Genomic DNA, 16,686 nt, shown 5'->3' on the forward strand with positions numbered 1-16,686 from the left:
TCTTTCCGCGATCAGGATAGTTCCATGATTCCCAGTATTATTATTTTCTTTTTAGTGGCGATCGCCTGTCTATCGGGTTCCCTCGTGATCATTCCGGAACCCTATCAAGGCTTAGTCGAGCGCTTGGGCAAATATCACCGTACCCTAGACCCTGGAGTCAATTTTATTATACCGCTGCTGGAAAAAGTGGTGATTCGAGCCTTGATGAGTGAGCGTTTGTTGGATGTCCCTCCCCAACAAACCATCACCAAAGATAATGTATCGTTAGCTGTTGATGCGATCGTTTACTGGCAAATTGTAAACCTAAGACGTGCCTATTATGCCATTAACGATATTGAACATGCCTTAGAAAACTTAGTGTTAACTAATTTGCGGGGGGAAATTGGCCGCCTAGAAATGAGCCAAACCTTTTCAGGAATTAAAGAAATTAATCAAGCTTTGCTAAAACAAATCGACTCGATTACTGACTCTTGGGGAGTGAAGTTAATTCGAGTAGAAGTGCGAGATATTACTCCGCCAAAAACCATTCTTGAATCTTTGGAAAAAGAACGAGCAGCGGAAAGCCAACGTCTGGCTTCGATTATTGAAGCCCAAGGTGGAGCGCAATCGATGAAAATCTTGGCTGAGGCGTTAGGAATAGACTCTAGAAGCCCTGAATTTATCCAATTTATCATCGCCCGACACTATCTAGATACGAATGAAAAGCTTACTGCTAGTCCCAACTCTAAGGTTTTCTTTATGAATCCTAGCGTTTTGAATGACACCCTAATCAACCTTCTTGAATCTGAACGTTCGGGATTGAAGAAAATTGATCTACCTCCTACGTCCTCACCTGGAAATGGCTCGGAAGGCAACCCTGATGGCTAAATGGAATGACATGAAGCTGATAAAACCACACTGTTTATGGACTATTCAAGGAACGGGTACATCTGAGTTGTCCCTATTATCCATTACCTATTCCCTAAGCTTGTTCTTCCTGAGAATTGGCTAAATGAAAAACAATCCGAAACGCTTCATCTAAGGTTGTATCTTCTTCAGTTTTAATGCGCTTGATCCGAGTTTGATTTAATTTAGCAATCAACTCATCATAGGCTTCTTGTTCAGCAGAAGCATCCTGGCGATTAATCGGGGAAATAATCCGATAATCACAGCCATAGCGCTGACATTCTAAACTACCGTACTTGCGTAGGCTTCCATTAGGATGAATGTAAGAGAGGACTTCAAAATCCAACACTCTAGTTGTCATATCCACAAACTCTATAGGTGAAATGTAAGGGTGAATCCGGATGCAGACCGTAATTAACTCTTATACCTTAATCATCTCAGAGTTAACTGCAAATGGCTGTGACTGATGCCAGTTAATTGGGTGAGTTCTCGAAAAGAATTGATTGATCTTGAGCTAGGGATCTGAGTGAGCGATCGCCCTTTGCCATGGGATTTCGATCACACAAACCGTCCCCTCGATCCCCGTTGAATCGTGGTCATTTCTTCCACATTGGGGAATACGCCCACGCCCACAATACCTGGTAGTGAAGGTTTTACTTCCACTTTCACCACCCTAGCCATACAGATCCAAATGGTGCGATCGAACAAATGAAACGTTAACCAGGGACGTTCCAAGAGCAAACTCACCTGCTTTTGAAACTCCTCTGGAGCAATGGGTAAACTAAAAGCCTCTGATTCTCCCGTATCGTAGAAAAATGTAATTTCTGTTGCGTCTGTGTCTTCAGAATACATCAGCGATTTACTCCACACTACTCTATCCTGGATACCATTGTACCCCTTAATGGAGCATGAAAACACCGTCCTGCTTCGGTAGAATAAAGGGGACGAAGCAGGAACAGAACCTCAGGGGTTTACTACGAGTTGATCTAAGTTTGAAGGGCTATGGCAGAGCGCGAGGACTGAGGGGAACAAACTCCCCGTGATGAGTGAGTCCGAGTAACATGGGTTGATTGGGGTGAATGGGATTGCCAGTAATGGCACAGCGTTCTTCTTGATGAGCGATCGCCTCTATAGTAGAGCGAATGTCTTCCGGATAATATTGACACTGATAGTCATCCGATCGCTGTTGCACATAATTCCACAGAATATCTCGCACCATAGCTTGATAGCCCTGATTGCCAGCCAGTTTCTTGAGCTGTTGTTTGAGTTCTTTTTCTAAGCGGATGCTCGTAACTTCCATATCGGTTGTTGATGTTCTTGGGAGGGTGTACATGATTTTTTTCCTCAATGGGTGGACAACTCTGTAATATCAGTGTAGTATTTAAAAGTCAATCCTTACACCTTACAGCCAAAAATTCCCGTGATTCCTGATTTTGCCCGATCGACCAACTCTAACCATAGCCGCGATCAATACGGCTTATGTGGCCTAAGTCTCTATGGAGAAATGGGCGATCGAAGTAAGAATATAGGAACCATCGAGATATCTTGCGGTTTTAGAAATCATTCTGAACCCTGGGATACCATAATCCCGGATGTGCTACAGGCAAACATCCGAACTGATCAGCGAAGCCAAAGGTACAAATTAGAGAGTGTACCTGGGTAAAACTCAAAGCATTCTCCTGTTGTGTTTACCCCCGCTTCGTTCCTAACCCGAAGCGGGGGTAATTTTATGAGGAACTTAGTCGTGACCAGTGCAACCCATGTTTTAAGTCAATCGGTAGTCGTATTTTCTAAGAACTACTTACCCGTCAGTCGGATCGATCTTAAACGAGCGATCGCCCTTTTGGTAACTGGAAAAGCCGAACCTTTAGATTTAGTCAAAGGACAAGAATGGATGGTTCGCTCTCCTAATTTAGTACTGATGGTTCCTGAACATATCCGATTGACTTTTGCGGGGACAGAGGGCATTTGGAAAACACCGCCCGTTAACCGAAAAGAACTGTTACGGCGAGATAAACAGATGTGCCAATACTGTGGCAGTAAGAAGAATTTGACGATCGATCATGTGATCCCTCGGTCAAAAGGAGGTCAACACAGTTGGGATAATGTGGTGATTGCCTGTCAATCTTGTAATTCTCGCAAGGGCGATCGCACCCCAGAACAATCCGGCCTTAAACTACGAACTCAACCGAAAGCACCAATCCACCCGGCCGTGGCGTTTGCGGAACAGTTCTGGAGAGAACATCAAAGAGACCTGGATGCGTATGGAGGCTAGGAAATATGTTGAAGTTAACCTATTTAGATAATGATTTTCATCTAGAGCGCTTTGCCACATCCCTGGAAGATTGGGTCACCGCTCGCTTAACCTTTCTGTTGCACGTGGGTGAGCCAATCTCCCTAGAAAAGACAACAGCCTCTTTCCTACTGCCTGCGGATTTGCCAGAAATGCGCGCCTTAGAAACCCAGGTACGCCGTCAGGTTGATGACCGGATTACGTTAGATCGGGTAGATTGCGATTACAGGGAAGTCAGCTTGCGAGGCACGTGGTTAACGTCTAATCCTGAAGCAGAAGAAGGAATCTTCTTAGTTGAATTAGGCGATCGTACGGAGTTCTTTCTCTTCCACCTCTGGATGGCATCTAAAACCCAAACCGCGATGAAAAATTAATTTCAAAAGCCCCTAGCGCGATCGCCTGGGGCTTTTTCCGTTGAGCGATCGCATGTTCAAGCCACACCAAAATCTGTGTATTGACGCACATGGGGAGGATGGAAGCCTAAAATGATATCCTGTGGGGGAACCCCTAGCTCTACCAACTCTTCAGCTACACAAATATTGGTTGCGTCATGTTGAATCCAGATTTTGCCGTCAATAATATCAATATGAATCACCGAACCATGGACGCGCCGTTGGTTATCCCAACCTACATTCATCAGTTCATAGCGATCTCGCTCCAAATCAAGGATCACTTCCGGTTCAATCTCCCCATTAGACGGTTTGTATTGCCCATATTTGAGGATCAGATTACGAACCAGTTCGCGATAGTTCTCTAGGGTATCCATTGGATCAATCTCCTTGCGACTTCATCAAAAATCATCAGTTTGATATCCCAATTTCTTAAAATAAGCTGACCTAACTTTTCCGTCAAAATCGTTTCATACGTTCGTTTGGGAACTGCAAGATAGAGCATTCGTTCCGGTTGCAGTTCTGCTAGGATGCTTTGATATATTCCATACTGTCCAAGTGCATCTCCCAGATCGGTTACTGGAGAAGACTTGAGGAAACTTTTAATTTCAACAGCTATTTTACGATTTCCCTTTTGTGCGGCGATCGCACTTCGTTCTGCGCCCAGATCGACGAATAAATCCCGACCTCCATAAGATAAATAGAGTGGATCATCCGTAATTGTCTAACCTTCATCGATCAAAAGTTGGACAACAAGATTATGGTAGAGATCCTTAGCAGGCATGGAACCGACTGTTACTTATAGTCTAGATTTTATGATATCGCAATAAATGCCCCTCCTTGTCTGTGCCCGAACCCCAAGAAAAAACTCAGTTCCCGTCATTTAGAGAACCGAGCCTTGAACCTCGGTAATTTTTTACCCGTGGATTATAGAAGACATGAGCCTTTACACCGCTTCAGCCTCTTGGACCTCAACCGCATCTACCTGAAACGCAGCCTGAGTTTTTTCCCGATCCAACTTCAAATACAACACCCCTAACGGAGGTAAGCACAACTCAACCGAATAGGGATAATTATGGAACCACCACTCATCAGTCCATTTACCCCCCAAATTCCCCATATTGCTACCGCCAAACTCATAGGAATCACTATTAAACAACTCCGTATAGAATCCTGGCTCAGGAACTCCAATTCGGTAGTGGGAATGGGGTTGAGGCGTAAAGTTACAAACAATCACTAAAAAGTCATCGGATTCCTTATCCCGACGGATAAAAGAAACCACACTATGATTATTATCATTACAATCAATCCAAGAGAACCCTTCTTGATTAAAATCCTGAGTATAAAGAGCTGGCTCGCTACGATATAGAGCATTAACCTCACTCATAAACTTCTTCAGTTTTTGATGCTCTTCATACTGCAACAACTGCCACTCTAAATCGCTCCACACATTCCACTCATTCCACTGGCCAAACTCCATGCCCATAAACAACGTTTTCTTGCCAGGGTGAGCATACATATAACTAAACAGAGCGCGGACACTAGCAAATTTTTGCCAATGGTTCGGGTCATCGGTTGGCCCAGGCATCTTACCAATAATGCTACTCTTACAATGCACCACCTCATCATGGGAGAGCGCCAGCATAAAGTTCTCACTATAGTGATACATAATGCTAAAGGTGACATTATTTTGATGGAACTGCCGGAACCAGGGGTCAAGACTGAAGTAGTCCAACATATCATGCATCCAGCCCATGTTCCACTTCAAATTGAAGCCTAAACCACCAACGTAGGTCGGCCAAGAAACCATCGGCCAAGAAGTCGATTCTTCCGCCACCGAAATCGTTCCAGGGAAATAACTAAATACGCAATGGTTAACTTGGCGCAGAAAATCAGCCGCTTCAATATGTTCATGACCGCCATATTGATTCGCAACCCATTCCCCATCTTTACGCAGATAATTCAGATAGAGCATGGACGCAACTGCATCGACTCGCATCCCATCAATGTGGAATTTATCAAACCAGAAGAGGGCGTTGGCCACTAAAAAGTTGCGGACTTCATTGCGGCCATAATTAAACACTAAGGTTCCCCATTCCTTATGTTCCCCTTTCCGAGGGTCAGCATGTTCATAGAGATGGGTGCCATCAAAGAACGCCAGACCATGACCATCTTTGGGGAAGTGTCCGGGAACCCAGTCTACTAATACCCCGATGCCATTTTGGTGACATTGATCGACAAAGTACATGAAATCTTGGGGCGTTCCAAACCGGGAGGTTGCGGCATAATAACCCGTGACTTGGTAACCCCAACTACCATCAAAGGGGTGTTCGGCGACGGGAAGTAGTTCAATATGGGTAAAACCCAGTTCTTTAACGTAGGGAATTAGTGTATGAGCCAGTTCGCGATAGGTGAGGAAGCGACCACCAGGATTAAGTTCTGAAGTGATGACAACCGGTTCAGTTTCACCATTGGGCAGTTTAGCGGGTTCTTCTGAAGAGGCATGGAGCCATGACCCTAAATGGAGTTCGTAGACAGAAACCGGTTTGTTTAAGGGGTCAGTATTCCGTCTCTCTTCCATCCAGTCGCTATCCCCCCAGGTGTAGTCATCTAGGTCAGTAACGATGGAGCTGGTTTTGGGCCGGACTTCTTGTTGGAACCCATAGGGGTCTGATTTTTCGTAGATGTGTCCGTGAGGGTTTTTGATTTCGTATTTGTAGAGGGTGTTTACACCCAGGTCAGGAATGAAAAGTTCCCAGACTCCGTTACCCGTGCGTCGCATTTGGTGCTGACGGCCATCCCAGTTGTTGAAGGTTCCAAGAACGGAGACGTTTCTGGCGTTGGGGGCCCAAACGGCAAAGTAAACTCCTTTTACGCCATCAACAGTCATGAGGTGAGCGCCGAGTTTTTCGTAGATGCGGTGATGGTTTCCTTCGGCAAACAGGTGAATATCAAATTCGGTGAGTTTGGGAGATTTGAAGGCGTAGGGGTCGTAGATGATGCGCTCGTGTTCGCCTTCTTTGATTCGCAGTTGGTAGTTACTTAGTTCGGGGATGTCAATGTTGCACTCGAAGAAGTGGGGATTATGTACCGACTGCATGGGGTATTCTTGGCGTTTTTCGGGCAGTACCACGGATACAGATTCGGCGTTGGGTTGATAGGCTCGCACGACCCAGGTTGATTTACCGTTATTTTCTATTTTGTGGGGGCCAAGAACTTCAAAGGGGTCATGATGTTGGTTCCATACAATGCGATCAATTTGGTCGGTGGCAATGGTCATTGACATTTAATTATCCTTCCTTAAGTTTAAGAAATTTGATTGGGTTTGGTGGGTGTCCCCAACTGGGTCGGGATGATTACATTTTCTTTATATTTGACCATAAATCCTATACCAATAGGGAAGAATTTGGGGATTGGGGGATAACCCTGGGGACTGTATCACATTACCTTTAAAGGTTGGCTTTGGGAATCAGGTGAAGGGGGAATGAGTAAGGGTTAATCGCCCATTCCTCCCATTCCCCTATTCCCCTAGCTCCCTAACCCTGGGGGTAAGGCTTCCCCACAAAGTTGATGGATTTCCTCTATTCTTTGAAATAACCAGGGATATTGGGTTCTGTAGTGGGGAATCAGGGCTAGGGGACTGAGGAGACCCGCGGCTGCAATATCAGCAATACTAATCTGTTGGCTAACAAGATAGGGTTGATTTTGCCAGGAGTCGCCCAGGATTTTCAGGCCTAATTCTAGGCGTTGGCTGGCGAGGGCAACGGCACGGGGGCCGATGTTATATTGTTTTTTGACAATTTGAATGACGGCTTGGCTAAACCAGGAGGGATCAATGGATTTTCCCTCTCCAGAGCGATAGTGATAGTAAATGAAGCGGGTGGCAACGCCTAGACTTTCGTCGAGCCAGTCTTCGAGAAGTTCGGCTTGCTGCTGTTGGTGGCGATCGCCTAAAATTAGAGTGCGATCGGGATGCTCTTTCTCCAGATAGTGCCAAATTTCAGTCGAATCTCCAATGGCTTGGTTCTCTGATAACAGTACTGGTACAGTTTGCCCTCCCGTTAGGGGTTTGACGCGCAGAATGTGAACCCCAGGAGTTAGGTTTTCTACGTCATAAGTAATTTTCTTATAGCCTAGAATTAAGCGGGCTTTGCGACAGTAATGAGAGGTACTAAATTGCAGTAGACGCATTCTTATTCCTTTCCATAAAGATATTCAATCACTTGGTTAAAGTAAATTTCCGCTACCTTGTCTTCTGGACAAAGTCGTAAACATTCTTCAAAATATTCAGCAGATTGATGAAATTGCTGCAAATAGTAATAGGTTAATCCTTGTTCAAATACCGTTTTTGTTTGCATTTTTGCCCTTCGGGTAGACACCGGGTCGGCATTAAAGACTTCAAACACAGAAACCCGTTCCGATTTGCCTTTCACTCTAACTTTATCAATAATTCTGATTTGATAGTTAGAGTCATGTTGAAGGCGTAAAAAAGTATGTTCAGAAATGAGTAAAGGAACCTGATAATTTTTGGTCAGTCCTTCTAGTCGGGAAGCTAAATTAACGGCATCACTAATGACTGTACTATCCATACGGTTTTTACCCCCTACAGTTCCAATCATCATTAAACCTGTATTAATGCCAATCCCAATTTTGAGTTTAGGTCGTCCAGGACGACCGCGTGTTTCATTATAGCTATTGAGTTCATTGAGCATCGCAATTGCTGCTTGCAGGGCATTATCTGCACTCCCATGAAAGATGGCCATAATGGCATCTCCAATATACTTATCAATAAATCCATTATTCTCAACAATTGGAGTCTCCATCCGGGACAAATAAGCATTAATAAACTTAAAATTATCTTCAGGACTCATGGCTTCTGATAAACTGGTAAAGTCTCGGATATCAGAAAATACAATTGACATTTCCTGCTGAACATGATTGCCGATATCTACATCTAAGATACTCTCTTTATGCAAAAGCTGAATGAATTCTTGAGGCACAAATCGACCGTAAGCATTTTTGAGTTCCACCTCTAAGTTTAAGGCATTTTCTAAGTCACTTAAGGCAATTTCTAAATTAGTATTGACCTCAAACATATCTTCAATAAACTGTTGTCGCTCGGCTTCTGCTGATTTGCGCTCAGTAATTTCCTCAATAAAACCTTGATAATAGAGAAAATTCCCTTCTTGATCGTAGACACTACGGGCATTTTCAGAAATCCAAATTACTGTCCCATCTTTTCGATAAACTTCAGACTCAAATCCTGAAACTTCATGATTTTTATCCATTAATTCCAGAAAGTTTTGTCGCTGTCCTCGATCGACATAGAGTTGTTCTTCTATATTGACAATCCCATTAATGAGATCTTCGGGAGAGTCATAACCATAAATTCTGGCTAAAGCTGGATTAGCACTAATATACTTTCCATCAGGAGTCGCTTGAAACACTCCTTCTAAAGCACTTTCAAAAATTCTACGATATTTATCTTCTGCTTGCTTTAAAGATTCAATTAAATGAGCTTGTTCTTGATTGAGTTTTTCTAGATCCGAATTTGCTTTTTGCAACTGAATATTAGTCTCAATTAACATTTGTTCTTGGGAATAGCTATTCAGCGCTTCCCGAATGGTTAATCGCAAATCTTCAATTTGCCAAGGTTTGGTCAAATATCGATATAAGTTCGCATAATTAACTACATTACGAATCCCTTCAATATCGGCTTGCCCAGTCAACATGATTTTAATTGTTTTAGGGCAAATCTCATGAATTTTTTTCAGCAGTTCATCCCCTTTCATTCTGGGCATCATATAATCAGAGATGACCAGAACTACTTCACTATTTTCTGCTAAACATTTGTGGATAACTTCTAAAGCACCACTCCCATTTTCTGCCAACTCTACTTGATAAGATTTACCAAATTCTCGTCTCAACATTCTCTTGAGACTATCTAAAATAAAATGCTCGTCATCGACACATAAAATTACCGGTTTATTCATAACGAATTTGAGTCAGAAAAAATCAAGTAAAATCAGTTTACTTTTAGGAATAAGATGAAACTTAATCTTGCCCATACATCTGAACTTTCTGGAGTCCTGATTTGATGGTTTCGATTAGTTTATCCTGCTTCCAAGGTTTAGCTATATGTTGATAAAGGTTGGCATGTTTTTGCGCTCGTTCAATAGCTGACTGATCAGCTTGTCCCGTTAACATCACCTTAATCACTTTCGGAAATTTTTGATGAACATGAATTAAAAATTCATCCCCTTTTACACCAGGCATAAGCCAATCGGAGACAATGACAATTAAATGATTATCCGTTTCTTGGAGTTCTTCAATAATCTCCCACGCTTCATCGGCACTTTCTGCTAGTTCATAAATATAGTTATCTAAGAAAGCATTTTTAAGTTGAATTTTTAGACTATTAAGAACGACACTTTCATCATCAACGCATAAAATAATGGGCTTAGGCATGGGAATTCACCTCCTGAGTGGATAAGGGTAAGGAAACGATAAATTGAGTATTCCCAGGAACTGAGTTCACTTCTATTTTACCTTGATGCTTATGAATAATTTTTTTGACGATATCCAATCCTAATCCACTTCCTTCTCCCGGGGACTTCGTTGTAAAAAAAGCATCAAATATTCGGGGCATATTTTCCGATGATATCCCTGGGCCTGTATCGGTGATTTTGACATGAACATACTGTTGCTCTGGGAAAACATCAATGAAAAGAGTTCCTTGATAGTTCATGGCTTGCAGAGCATTATGGATCAAGTTAGTCCAAACCTGATGTAGTTCATCTGGATAACACCAAATTGGTGGAGTATCTTTGTAATTTTTAACCACATCAATTCCTTTTTTAAGCTTATTTTGATATAAAGTCAGCACCGTTTCTATTCCTGAATTAATTTGGGCGAGTTCTTTACTATTATGTAAGTCATGTCGGGCATAACATTTAAGGGCGAAAACAACTTTTGCCGCTTGATCGGTAGCCGTAGAGACTGTTTTTACGCTTTTCTGAATACTAGAAATTTGATAGACCATATTGAGGACTTTATCGTTCTCTGGTTTGGCCAGCTCAGGAATAATATCGGTGATTTTGTCATAAATTCCTATATCAACTAAGGTATCAGCGATCGCGTCAGCTTCAGGAATGTGATAAGCTTCAAGCTGGCGAACTAATCCCTTTCGATTTTTTCTTTTTTCTCGACTCGATATATGATCGTTAGATTGGTCTATTTGATTACTAAGTTGATAGAAGAATTTTTTTCGATCAACTGTCATAGTTTCAAAAAAACAAGGTAACTCTTCGAGAGTGCGATCAAAAAATTGAGTTAGGTTATCTACAGATGCCCGAATTGCGCCTAGGGGAGTATTGATTTCATGGGCAACTCCAGCAATGAGTTGTCCTAGGGCGGCCATTTTTTCGGATTGAATTAACTGGGACTGGGTTAATTTCAGTTGTTCTAAGGTTAGTTCTAGTTCTTGATTTTTCTGCTGGAGTTGATTTTGCAAAAAGATGTTGTCTAAATGGGTTTTTACTCGCACTAAAACTTCATCAATTTCAAAGGGCTTGGTAATATAATCAACAGCTCCCAAATGAAATCCTTTGACTTTATCGAAGACTTCATTCATGGCGCTGATGAAAATGATGGGTATCGATTGGGTTTTGGGATTATTTTTGAGCCGTTGACAGACTTCATAACCACTGATCTCCGGCATCATGATATCGAGAAGAATTAAATCAGGAGGACTTGCTTCAATGGCAGAAAGGGCTAAATTCCCACTGGGTACTGGTCGGACTTTATAGGAGTTTTCACGCAGGATTTTCACCAGAAGTCTGAGATTTTCTGGAGTATCATCAACGACTAAAATATCGGCTTTAGGAGATGAAAAGGGCTGAGAATTCATACGTTTAAATAAATAAGGGAAGTTCAATAACAAACTAAAGTGTAAGGATTGAACCGGTGCCAGAAGTGCCTGTAAGTAGACTAAGCTAGTCTTAGGATATAGAGACCAATTTAGGGGATTGGCTCCGGCATATCTTCAGGAAAGCCTTCGGTTTGTCCATCTCTCGATAATCTGATGCTCGCAGGGTAACCCCCAGATAGTAGACTAAACAGTACCTAGGCTTGACCCCATTGTAGAGCCACAGGTCGTTGTACAAAACTCTAATTCAGAAGCACACTTGAACCTATGACCACAACCGATCCAGTAAAGTTGATGAAACAAGAGGTGGGTAAAGCCGCAGCATCCAAGGTAAAATCAGGGATGATTGTTGGCCTAGGAACCGGATCAACCACTGCTTATGCCATTGAATATATCGGCGATCGCCTAAAATCGGGCGAAATTGAAAATATTCTTGGTATTCCCACCTCCTTTCAAGCGGAAGTTCTGGCTAGACAATATGGTATCCCCTTAACTACCCTCGATGTAATCGATCGCATGGATCTTGCCATTGATGGCGCTGATGAAGTTGATCCTAACAAAAACTTGATTAAAGGCGGAGGCGCTGCCCACACCCGCGAAAAAATTGTCGATACCTTGGCCGACCAATTTATTGTAGTGGTAGATTCTGGTAAGCTCGTCGATCGCCTTGGCTCTACCTTCCTCCTACCCGTTGAAGTGATGCCCATGGCTATGACAACTGTGATGAAAGCCTTAGCCAAACTCGGCGGTAAACCCCAACTGCGGATGGGAGTGAAAAAAGCAGGGCCAGTGATCACTGACCAAGGTAATATGGTCATTGATGTCAAGTTTGACTCGATTGATAACCCGACTGAACTGGAAAAAACGATTAATAATATTCCTGGAGTCCTAGAAAATGGGCTGTTTGTTGGTGTGGCTGATGTGATCCTAGTTGGAGAAGTTAAGGACGGTCAACCCTCAGTTCGGGAGTTTTAAGCGCTACGCGCTGGTAATAGGTAATGGGTAATAGACCTAATTTACCTATTCCCTATTTCCTATGCCCCCCTCAAAGCACCCCCGAAGACCCTAAATTTAAGATAAACCGGGCAATATTGAAATAAATTAAGACCCCCAAAACGTCAACCGCCGTAGTAATAAACGGTGCAGACATCAGGGCTGGATCAAGACCTAGAGAGCGGAAGATAAAGGGTAATCCGGAACCGGCTACAGAAGCTAAAATCGAAATCCCTAACAGAGACATTCCCACAGCGATCGCAATGGCGAAGTTGACCTTGAGCAAAAATAGCGCTCCTAGGGTGGCTAAAATGCCCAGGGTTACCCCTAAAATCGATCCGGCTAATCCCTCCCGGATCACCACTTGAGGCATACCTAGAGACCGAATTTCGTCCGTATTCAGCCCCCGAATGACCACTGTTGAGGACTGCGATCCCACATTCCCCCCAGTTCCCGTCAATAGGGGAATAAAGGCCGAAAGGACAGCATATCGAACAATTAATTCTTCCTGCGATCGAATAATAAACCCAGTGACAGCATTAGTTCCCAATAAAATCAGCAGCCACATCACCCGTCGTTGAGCTACCCGCCATAAGCTCATCTGGAAATAATTATCACCATCTGACTGAACCCCCCCAAAGGCATAAATATCTTCCGTGGCCTCCCGTTCAATAATATCAATTACATCATCAACGGTGATAATTCCTACCAATCGTTCTTCCCGGTCTACCACAGGAACAGCCAAAAAATCATAGCGCTGAATGAGTCGAGCGACTTCTTCCTGATCCGTATTGGTGTGTACAAAAACGGTATCGCTGGTCATCACCTCACCAATTTTCTGATCGGGTTGGGTGATGATTAAATCTCGTAGGGAGACAATTCCAGTCAGACGACGGGCACTATCGGTGACATACAAATAAAAGACCGTTTCACTCACATGGGATAAATTCCGAATGCGTTCAATGCTCTGGCTAACCGTATACTCTTCCTTCAATGAGATATATTCTGGGGTCATGATCCGACCCGCAGTATCCGGTTCATACCCCAGAAGTAAATTCGTTGTTGCCCGTTCTGAGGGACTCATATGATCGAGTACCCGTCTGACAATTTTGGCAGGGAGTTCGTCAAACAGCCTCGCTCGGTCATCAGGAGACATTTTATCGACAATATCGATCACTTCTTGGCGCTGAAATTTTTCTAAGAGGGACTGTTGCACTGAAGAGTCGAGATTTTCGTAAACATCGATCGCCTCTGCTTTCGAGAGTAACCGAAAAGCGATCGCCTGCATTCCCTCTGGTAACCCTTCAATGGCTTCTGCGATATCAGCCGGCCGCACAGGCACTAAAATCGCTTTAGCACCCTTATAATCTTCTGTTTCCAGGAGGGCTTGCAGTTGTTGGCGCACCAATTCTCGTAACTCACGACGAGAGGGCAGGGAGGTTGTTGTTTCTTCAGTCACGGGTTCCCCTCCTAAACTGAGTTGATGGCTGGATCTAGTTTAGTGGGTCTTGTGCCGGATTTATAGAGAAGGGAATGGGGAAGTGGGGAAGATGGGAAAATGGAGATTACCCATTACCCATTACCTATTACCCATTTTTAATTGAGATGAAAATTCTGTTAGTTGATGATGAAGTTGCCTTAACCGAGTCCCTCAGTCAAGTCCTTAGGCGAGAAGGATATGAAGTCGATATTGCCACGAATGGAGAGCAGGGAGAACAGTTAGCGACCACTGGAGACTATAATTTGCTCATTCTCGATTGGATGTTACCCCATCGATCGGGGTTAGAGATTTGCCGATCGCTGCGAAATGGCAAATTGGCTACCCCAGTTCTATTTCTCACCGCGAAAGATACCTTAGACGATCGCGTGATGGGACTCGATAGTGGGGCAGATGATTATATGATTAAGCCCTTTGAGTTGCGGGAATTCTTGGCTAGGGTACGGGCATTATTGCGCCGTTTTTCGACTCCTCACCCTTCAGTATTGCAGGTGGAAGACTTACGATTAGATCTCGATAATCAAATGGGCGATCGCCAGGGACGCTTAATCCCATTATCCCAAAAAGAATGTCATCTGCTCGCCTATTTTATGCAACATCCCGGTCAACTCCTCACCCATAACCAAATTTATCGAGCTACCTGGAGCACCGAGGAATCACCTAATAGTAATGTTTTAGCTGCTCAAGTGCGTTTGCTACGCCGAAAAATCGAGTTACCTGGAGAATCCCCCTTAATTCATACCGTTTATGGCAAAGGCTATCGGTTTGGCAGCCTAGCCGATTAAAATAGAGCAAATGTATTCTTAATATAGAGCATAGACTATATACAGACTATCGCTTCACCGCTAAAATCCCTAATGCGAAGTTGACTTGAGTGCATCGTTATCTCTGTTCCCCTTGCTTGAACGCAGTACAATGTTAAAGAGAATTCGTTTCTTAAAAAGAATAAATTTACAAACCAGGCTGTTTTTAGCTTTTCTAACCCCCACCTCGATCACTTTGCTCACTATCATACTTGGAGTACTAGCAGTCAATCGATTAAATAGCTATAGTTAGCAATTAAGTGAAAATAATTTGCCCAGTATTGATGGCTTGTGGAAAATTAACGAAGGTCAGACGCAAATTGCTTCTGCGGAAAACACATTACTACAACACCCTTTGACCTCTGCGAATCGAGAGCTAGCCTTAAGCAACATTCAAAACGCTTGGACTCAGATTAACGAAGGATTTGAGCAAGGACTCAATACCCCAATCAACAATCCGGAGGAAAAGCAATTAGACACTCAGTTTCGACAAAACTGGGATGCCTGGAAGCGTGCCCATGAGAGTTATCTCGATCGTGAACGACAGTTTTATCAACTCGGTATCCCCAACCCTGAGCAAAAACGCCTCAAACTGCTTCTAGAAAGACAAAACAATTCACCTGAAATGGAACGGGTGAACGAAGCGATCGCAGCTCGTAGCGAAATGTTAGAAGCGAACCGCCAGAAACAACCGTTATTCAGGCAAGCAACGACCTCTTTGCTGGCATTGTTACAGAATAATCAAGAGTTTGCGACTCAAATTCAGCAGGGTTCCATCCGCACAACTCAACAAGTTCAGTCCATTGCGATCTTTGTATTAGCCACTATGCCGCTGCTAGTCAGCGTGTTAGCGTGGATGTTAAGCCGGAGAATTTCCCAGCCGATTGATCGACAGTTTAACACCTTAATCAAGGATTTGGAACTTGCCCGTGACACGCTAGAAGAAAAGGTGAAAGAACGTACCCAAGAATTACAGGAATCCCTACATCGTCTCACCCAAACCCAATCGCAACTGGTTCAAGCTGAAAAAATGTCAAGTTTGGGGCTATTAGTTGCAGGAGTCGCGCACGAAATTAACAATCCAGTGAGTTTCATTTACAGCAATCTCACACATCTACAAGAGTACACTCACAATTTGCTCGACATGATGCAACTTTACCAAAAGTATTATCCCAATCCGTCGGCTGAAATTCAAGCTGAAGCTCAAGAAATCGATCTCGAATTTGTCCAGGAAGATTTACCTAAAATACTAGACTCGATGCAACTTGGAACCGATCGCATTCAGAAAATTGTGCTGTCGCTACGGAATTTCTCGCGTTTAGATGAAGCTCAGTTTAAGGCTGTAGATATTCATGAAGGTATCGACAGTACTCTACTAATTTTGCAATATCGTATCAAAGCGAACTCTGAGCGTCCTCAAATTGAAATTGTAAAAGAATATGGCCAATTACCATTGGTCGAGTGCTATCCTGGACAGCTTAATCAGGTAGTGATGAACATTCTGGCGAATGCGATCGATGCCCTAGAAGAATCAAACGTTGAGCGAACTTTTGAAGACATTCAGGAAGACTCCAACCAGATCGTAATTTGTACTTCACCGATCAATGAAGACTGGGTACAAATCGCGATCACTGATAACGGATCGGGAATGTCTGAACAAGTTAAACAGGAGATTTTCAATCCCTTCTTCACCACCAAACCGATTGGAAAAGGAACAGGGATGGGAATGTCGATCAGCTACCAAATTATCACCGAAAAACATAAGGGTAAGTTAGAGTGCCTTTCAACGGTTGGTCAAGGAACAAAATTCGTCATTCAACTTCCAATTCAACAGTAATTCTGGAAAGTACGATAACTAGGACATTGCAGTCTATTGCAGTGACAGAGTTTAAGTAGTG

The 16,686-nt window shown here is 43.3% G+C and carries 17 protein-coding genes; 6 read left to right on the forward strand and 11 right to left on the reverse strand.

All coding sequences use genetic code 11. The features are described 5' to 3' along the window. The first annotated feature begins 24 nt into the window (after nt 1-24). A complete protein-coding gene (locus PN466_RS24260) occupies nt 25-867 on the forward strand; it encodes an SPFH domain-containing protein (protein WP_271944892.1) in 843 nt (280 codons plus the stop codon). Between the two features lie 94 nt (nt 868-961). Here PN466_RS24260 and PN466_RS24265 read toward each other — a convergent pair whose 3' ends face one another. The 3 genes from PN466_RS24265 to PN466_RS24275 all read right to left on the reverse strand — a co-directional run bounded on the left by PN466_RS24265 (nt 962) and on the right by PN466_RS24275 (nt 2,218). Further along, nucleotides 962-1,246, reverse strand: a complete 285-nt coding sequence (locus tag PN466_RS24265; RefSeq protein WP_271944895.1) for a hypothetical protein — start codon at nt 1,244-1,246, stop codon at nt 962-964. A 197-nt stretch (nt 1,247-1,443) separates the two neighbouring features. Further along, nucleotides 1,444-1,737: a hypothetical protein gene (locus PN466_RS24270; protein ID WP_271944898.1), complete on the reverse strand. Its 294-nt coding sequence runs from the start codon at nt 1,735-1,737 to the stop codon at nt 1,444-1,446. 148 nt (nt 1,738-1,885) lie between these two features. Beyond that, the gene (locus PN466_RS24275) at nt 1,886-2,218 is read right to left on the reverse strand and encodes a hypothetical protein (protein WP_271944900.1); all 333 of its coding nucleotides are present in this window, start codon (nt 2,216-2,218) and stop codon (nt 1,886-1,888) included. Between the two features lie 396 nt (nt 2,219-2,614). On the opposite strand from PN466_RS24275, the gene PN466_RS24280 reads away from it, so the two are divergent. Continuing rightward, complete coding sequence (locus PN466_RS24280; protein ID WP_278003212.1) at nt 2,615-3,160, forward strand: HNH endonuclease; 546 nt, start codon at nt 2,615-2,617, stop codon at nt 3,158-3,160. A gap of 5 nt (nt 3,161-3,165) precedes the next feature. Then, nucleotides 3,166-3,552 (forward strand): alr0857 family protein, encoded by a 387-nt coding sequence (locus PN466_RS24285; RefSeq protein ID WP_271944902.1) that lies wholly within the window; start codon nt 3,166-3,168, stop codon nt 3,550-3,552. 56 nt (nt 3,553-3,608) lie between these two features. Here PN466_RS24285 and PN466_RS24290 read toward each other — a convergent pair whose 3' ends face one another. From PN466_RS24290 to PN466_RS24320, 7 genes are all read right to left on the reverse strand, one after another. Then, nucleotides 3,609-3,944 (reverse strand): XisI protein, encoded by a 336-nt coding sequence (locus PN466_RS24290; protein ID WP_271944904.1) that lies wholly within the window; start codon nt 3,942-3,944, stop codon nt 3,609-3,611. Then, nucleotides 3,932-4,288: an element excision factor XisH family protein gene (locus tag PN466_RS26580; protein WP_271944992.1), complete on the reverse strand. Its 357-nt coding sequence runs from the start codon at nt 4,286-4,288 to the stop codon at nt 3,932-3,934. The genes PN466_RS24290 and PN466_RS26580 overlap by 13 nt, the downstream gene beginning before the upstream one ends. Nucleotides 4,289-4,513: 225 nt before the next feature. Further along, nucleotides 4,514-6,853 carry a 1,4-alpha-glucan branching enzyme gene (glgB, locus tag PN466_RS24300; RefSeq protein WP_271944907.1) on the reverse strand — a complete coding sequence of 780 codons (2,340 nt, stop codon included), beginning with the start codon at nt 6,851-6,853 and terminating at the stop codon, nt 4,514-4,516. Between the two features lie 242 nt (nt 6,854-7,095). Further along, a complete protein-coding gene (locus tag PN466_RS24305) occupies nt 7,096-7,758 on the reverse strand; it encodes a glutathione S-transferase family protein (protein WP_271944909.1) in 663 nt (220 codons plus the stop codon). A gap of 2 nt (nt 7,759-7,760) precedes the next feature. Beyond that, nucleotides 7,761-9,560: an adenylate/guanylate cyclase domain-containing protein gene (locus PN466_RS24310; protein WP_271944910.1), complete on the reverse strand. Its 1,800-nt coding sequence runs from the start codon at nt 9,558-9,560 to the stop codon at nt 7,761-7,763. A 61-nt stretch (nt 9,561-9,621) separates the two neighbouring features. Then, a complete protein-coding gene (locus PN466_RS24315) occupies nt 9,622-10,035 on the reverse strand; it encodes a response regulator (RefSeq protein ID WP_271944913.1) in 414 nt (137 codons plus the stop codon). Beyond that, nucleotides 10,028-11,476, reverse strand: a complete 1,449-nt coding sequence (locus tag PN466_RS24320) for a hybrid sensor histidine kinase/response regulator (RefSeq protein ID WP_271944916.1) — start codon at nt 11,474-11,476, stop codon at nt 10,028-10,030. The genes PN466_RS24315 and PN466_RS24320 overlap by 8 nt, the downstream gene beginning before the upstream one ends. Before the next feature lie 285 nt (nt 11,477-11,761). On the opposite strand from PN466_RS24320, the gene rpiA reads away from it, so the two are divergent. After that, entirely contained in the window at nt 11,762-12,469 is a 708-nt protein-coding gene (gene rpiA, locus PN466_RS24325; RefSeq protein WP_271944919.1) for a ribose-5-phosphate isomerase RpiA, read from the forward strand. A 70-nt stretch (nt 12,470-12,539) separates the two neighbouring features. Here the strand turns inward: rpiA and mgtE are convergent, their stop codons facing one another. Further along, the gene (gene mgtE / locus PN466_RS24330) at nt 12,540-13,946 is read right to left on the reverse strand and encodes a magnesium transporter (RefSeq protein ID WP_271944921.1); all 1,407 of its coding nucleotides are present in this window, start codon (nt 13,944-13,946) and stop codon (nt 12,540-12,542) included. 146 nt (nt 13,947-14,092) lie between these two features. On the opposite strand from mgtE, the gene rppA reads away from it, so the two are divergent. Continuing rightward, nucleotides 14,093-14,770, forward strand: a complete 678-nt coding sequence (rppA, locus tag PN466_RS24335) for a two-component system response regulator RppA (protein ID WP_271944994.1) — start codon at nt 14,093-14,095, stop codon at nt 14,768-14,770. Nucleotides 14,771-15,059: 289 nt separating this feature from the next. Beyond that, nucleotides 15,060-16,625, forward strand: coding sequence for a sensor histidine kinase (locus PN466_RS26675; RefSeq protein WP_313898704.1), 1,566 nt, complete (start codon nt 15,060-15,062; stop codon nt 16,623-16,625). The last annotated feature ends 61 nt before the right edge of the window (nt 16,626-16,686 follow it).

Source organism: Roseofilum reptotaenium CS-1145, from assembly GCF_028330985.1.
GTDB classification, from domain to species: domain Bacteria; phylum Cyanobacteriota; class Cyanobacteriia; order Cyanobacteriales; family Desertifilaceae; genus Roseofilum; species Roseofilum reptotaenium.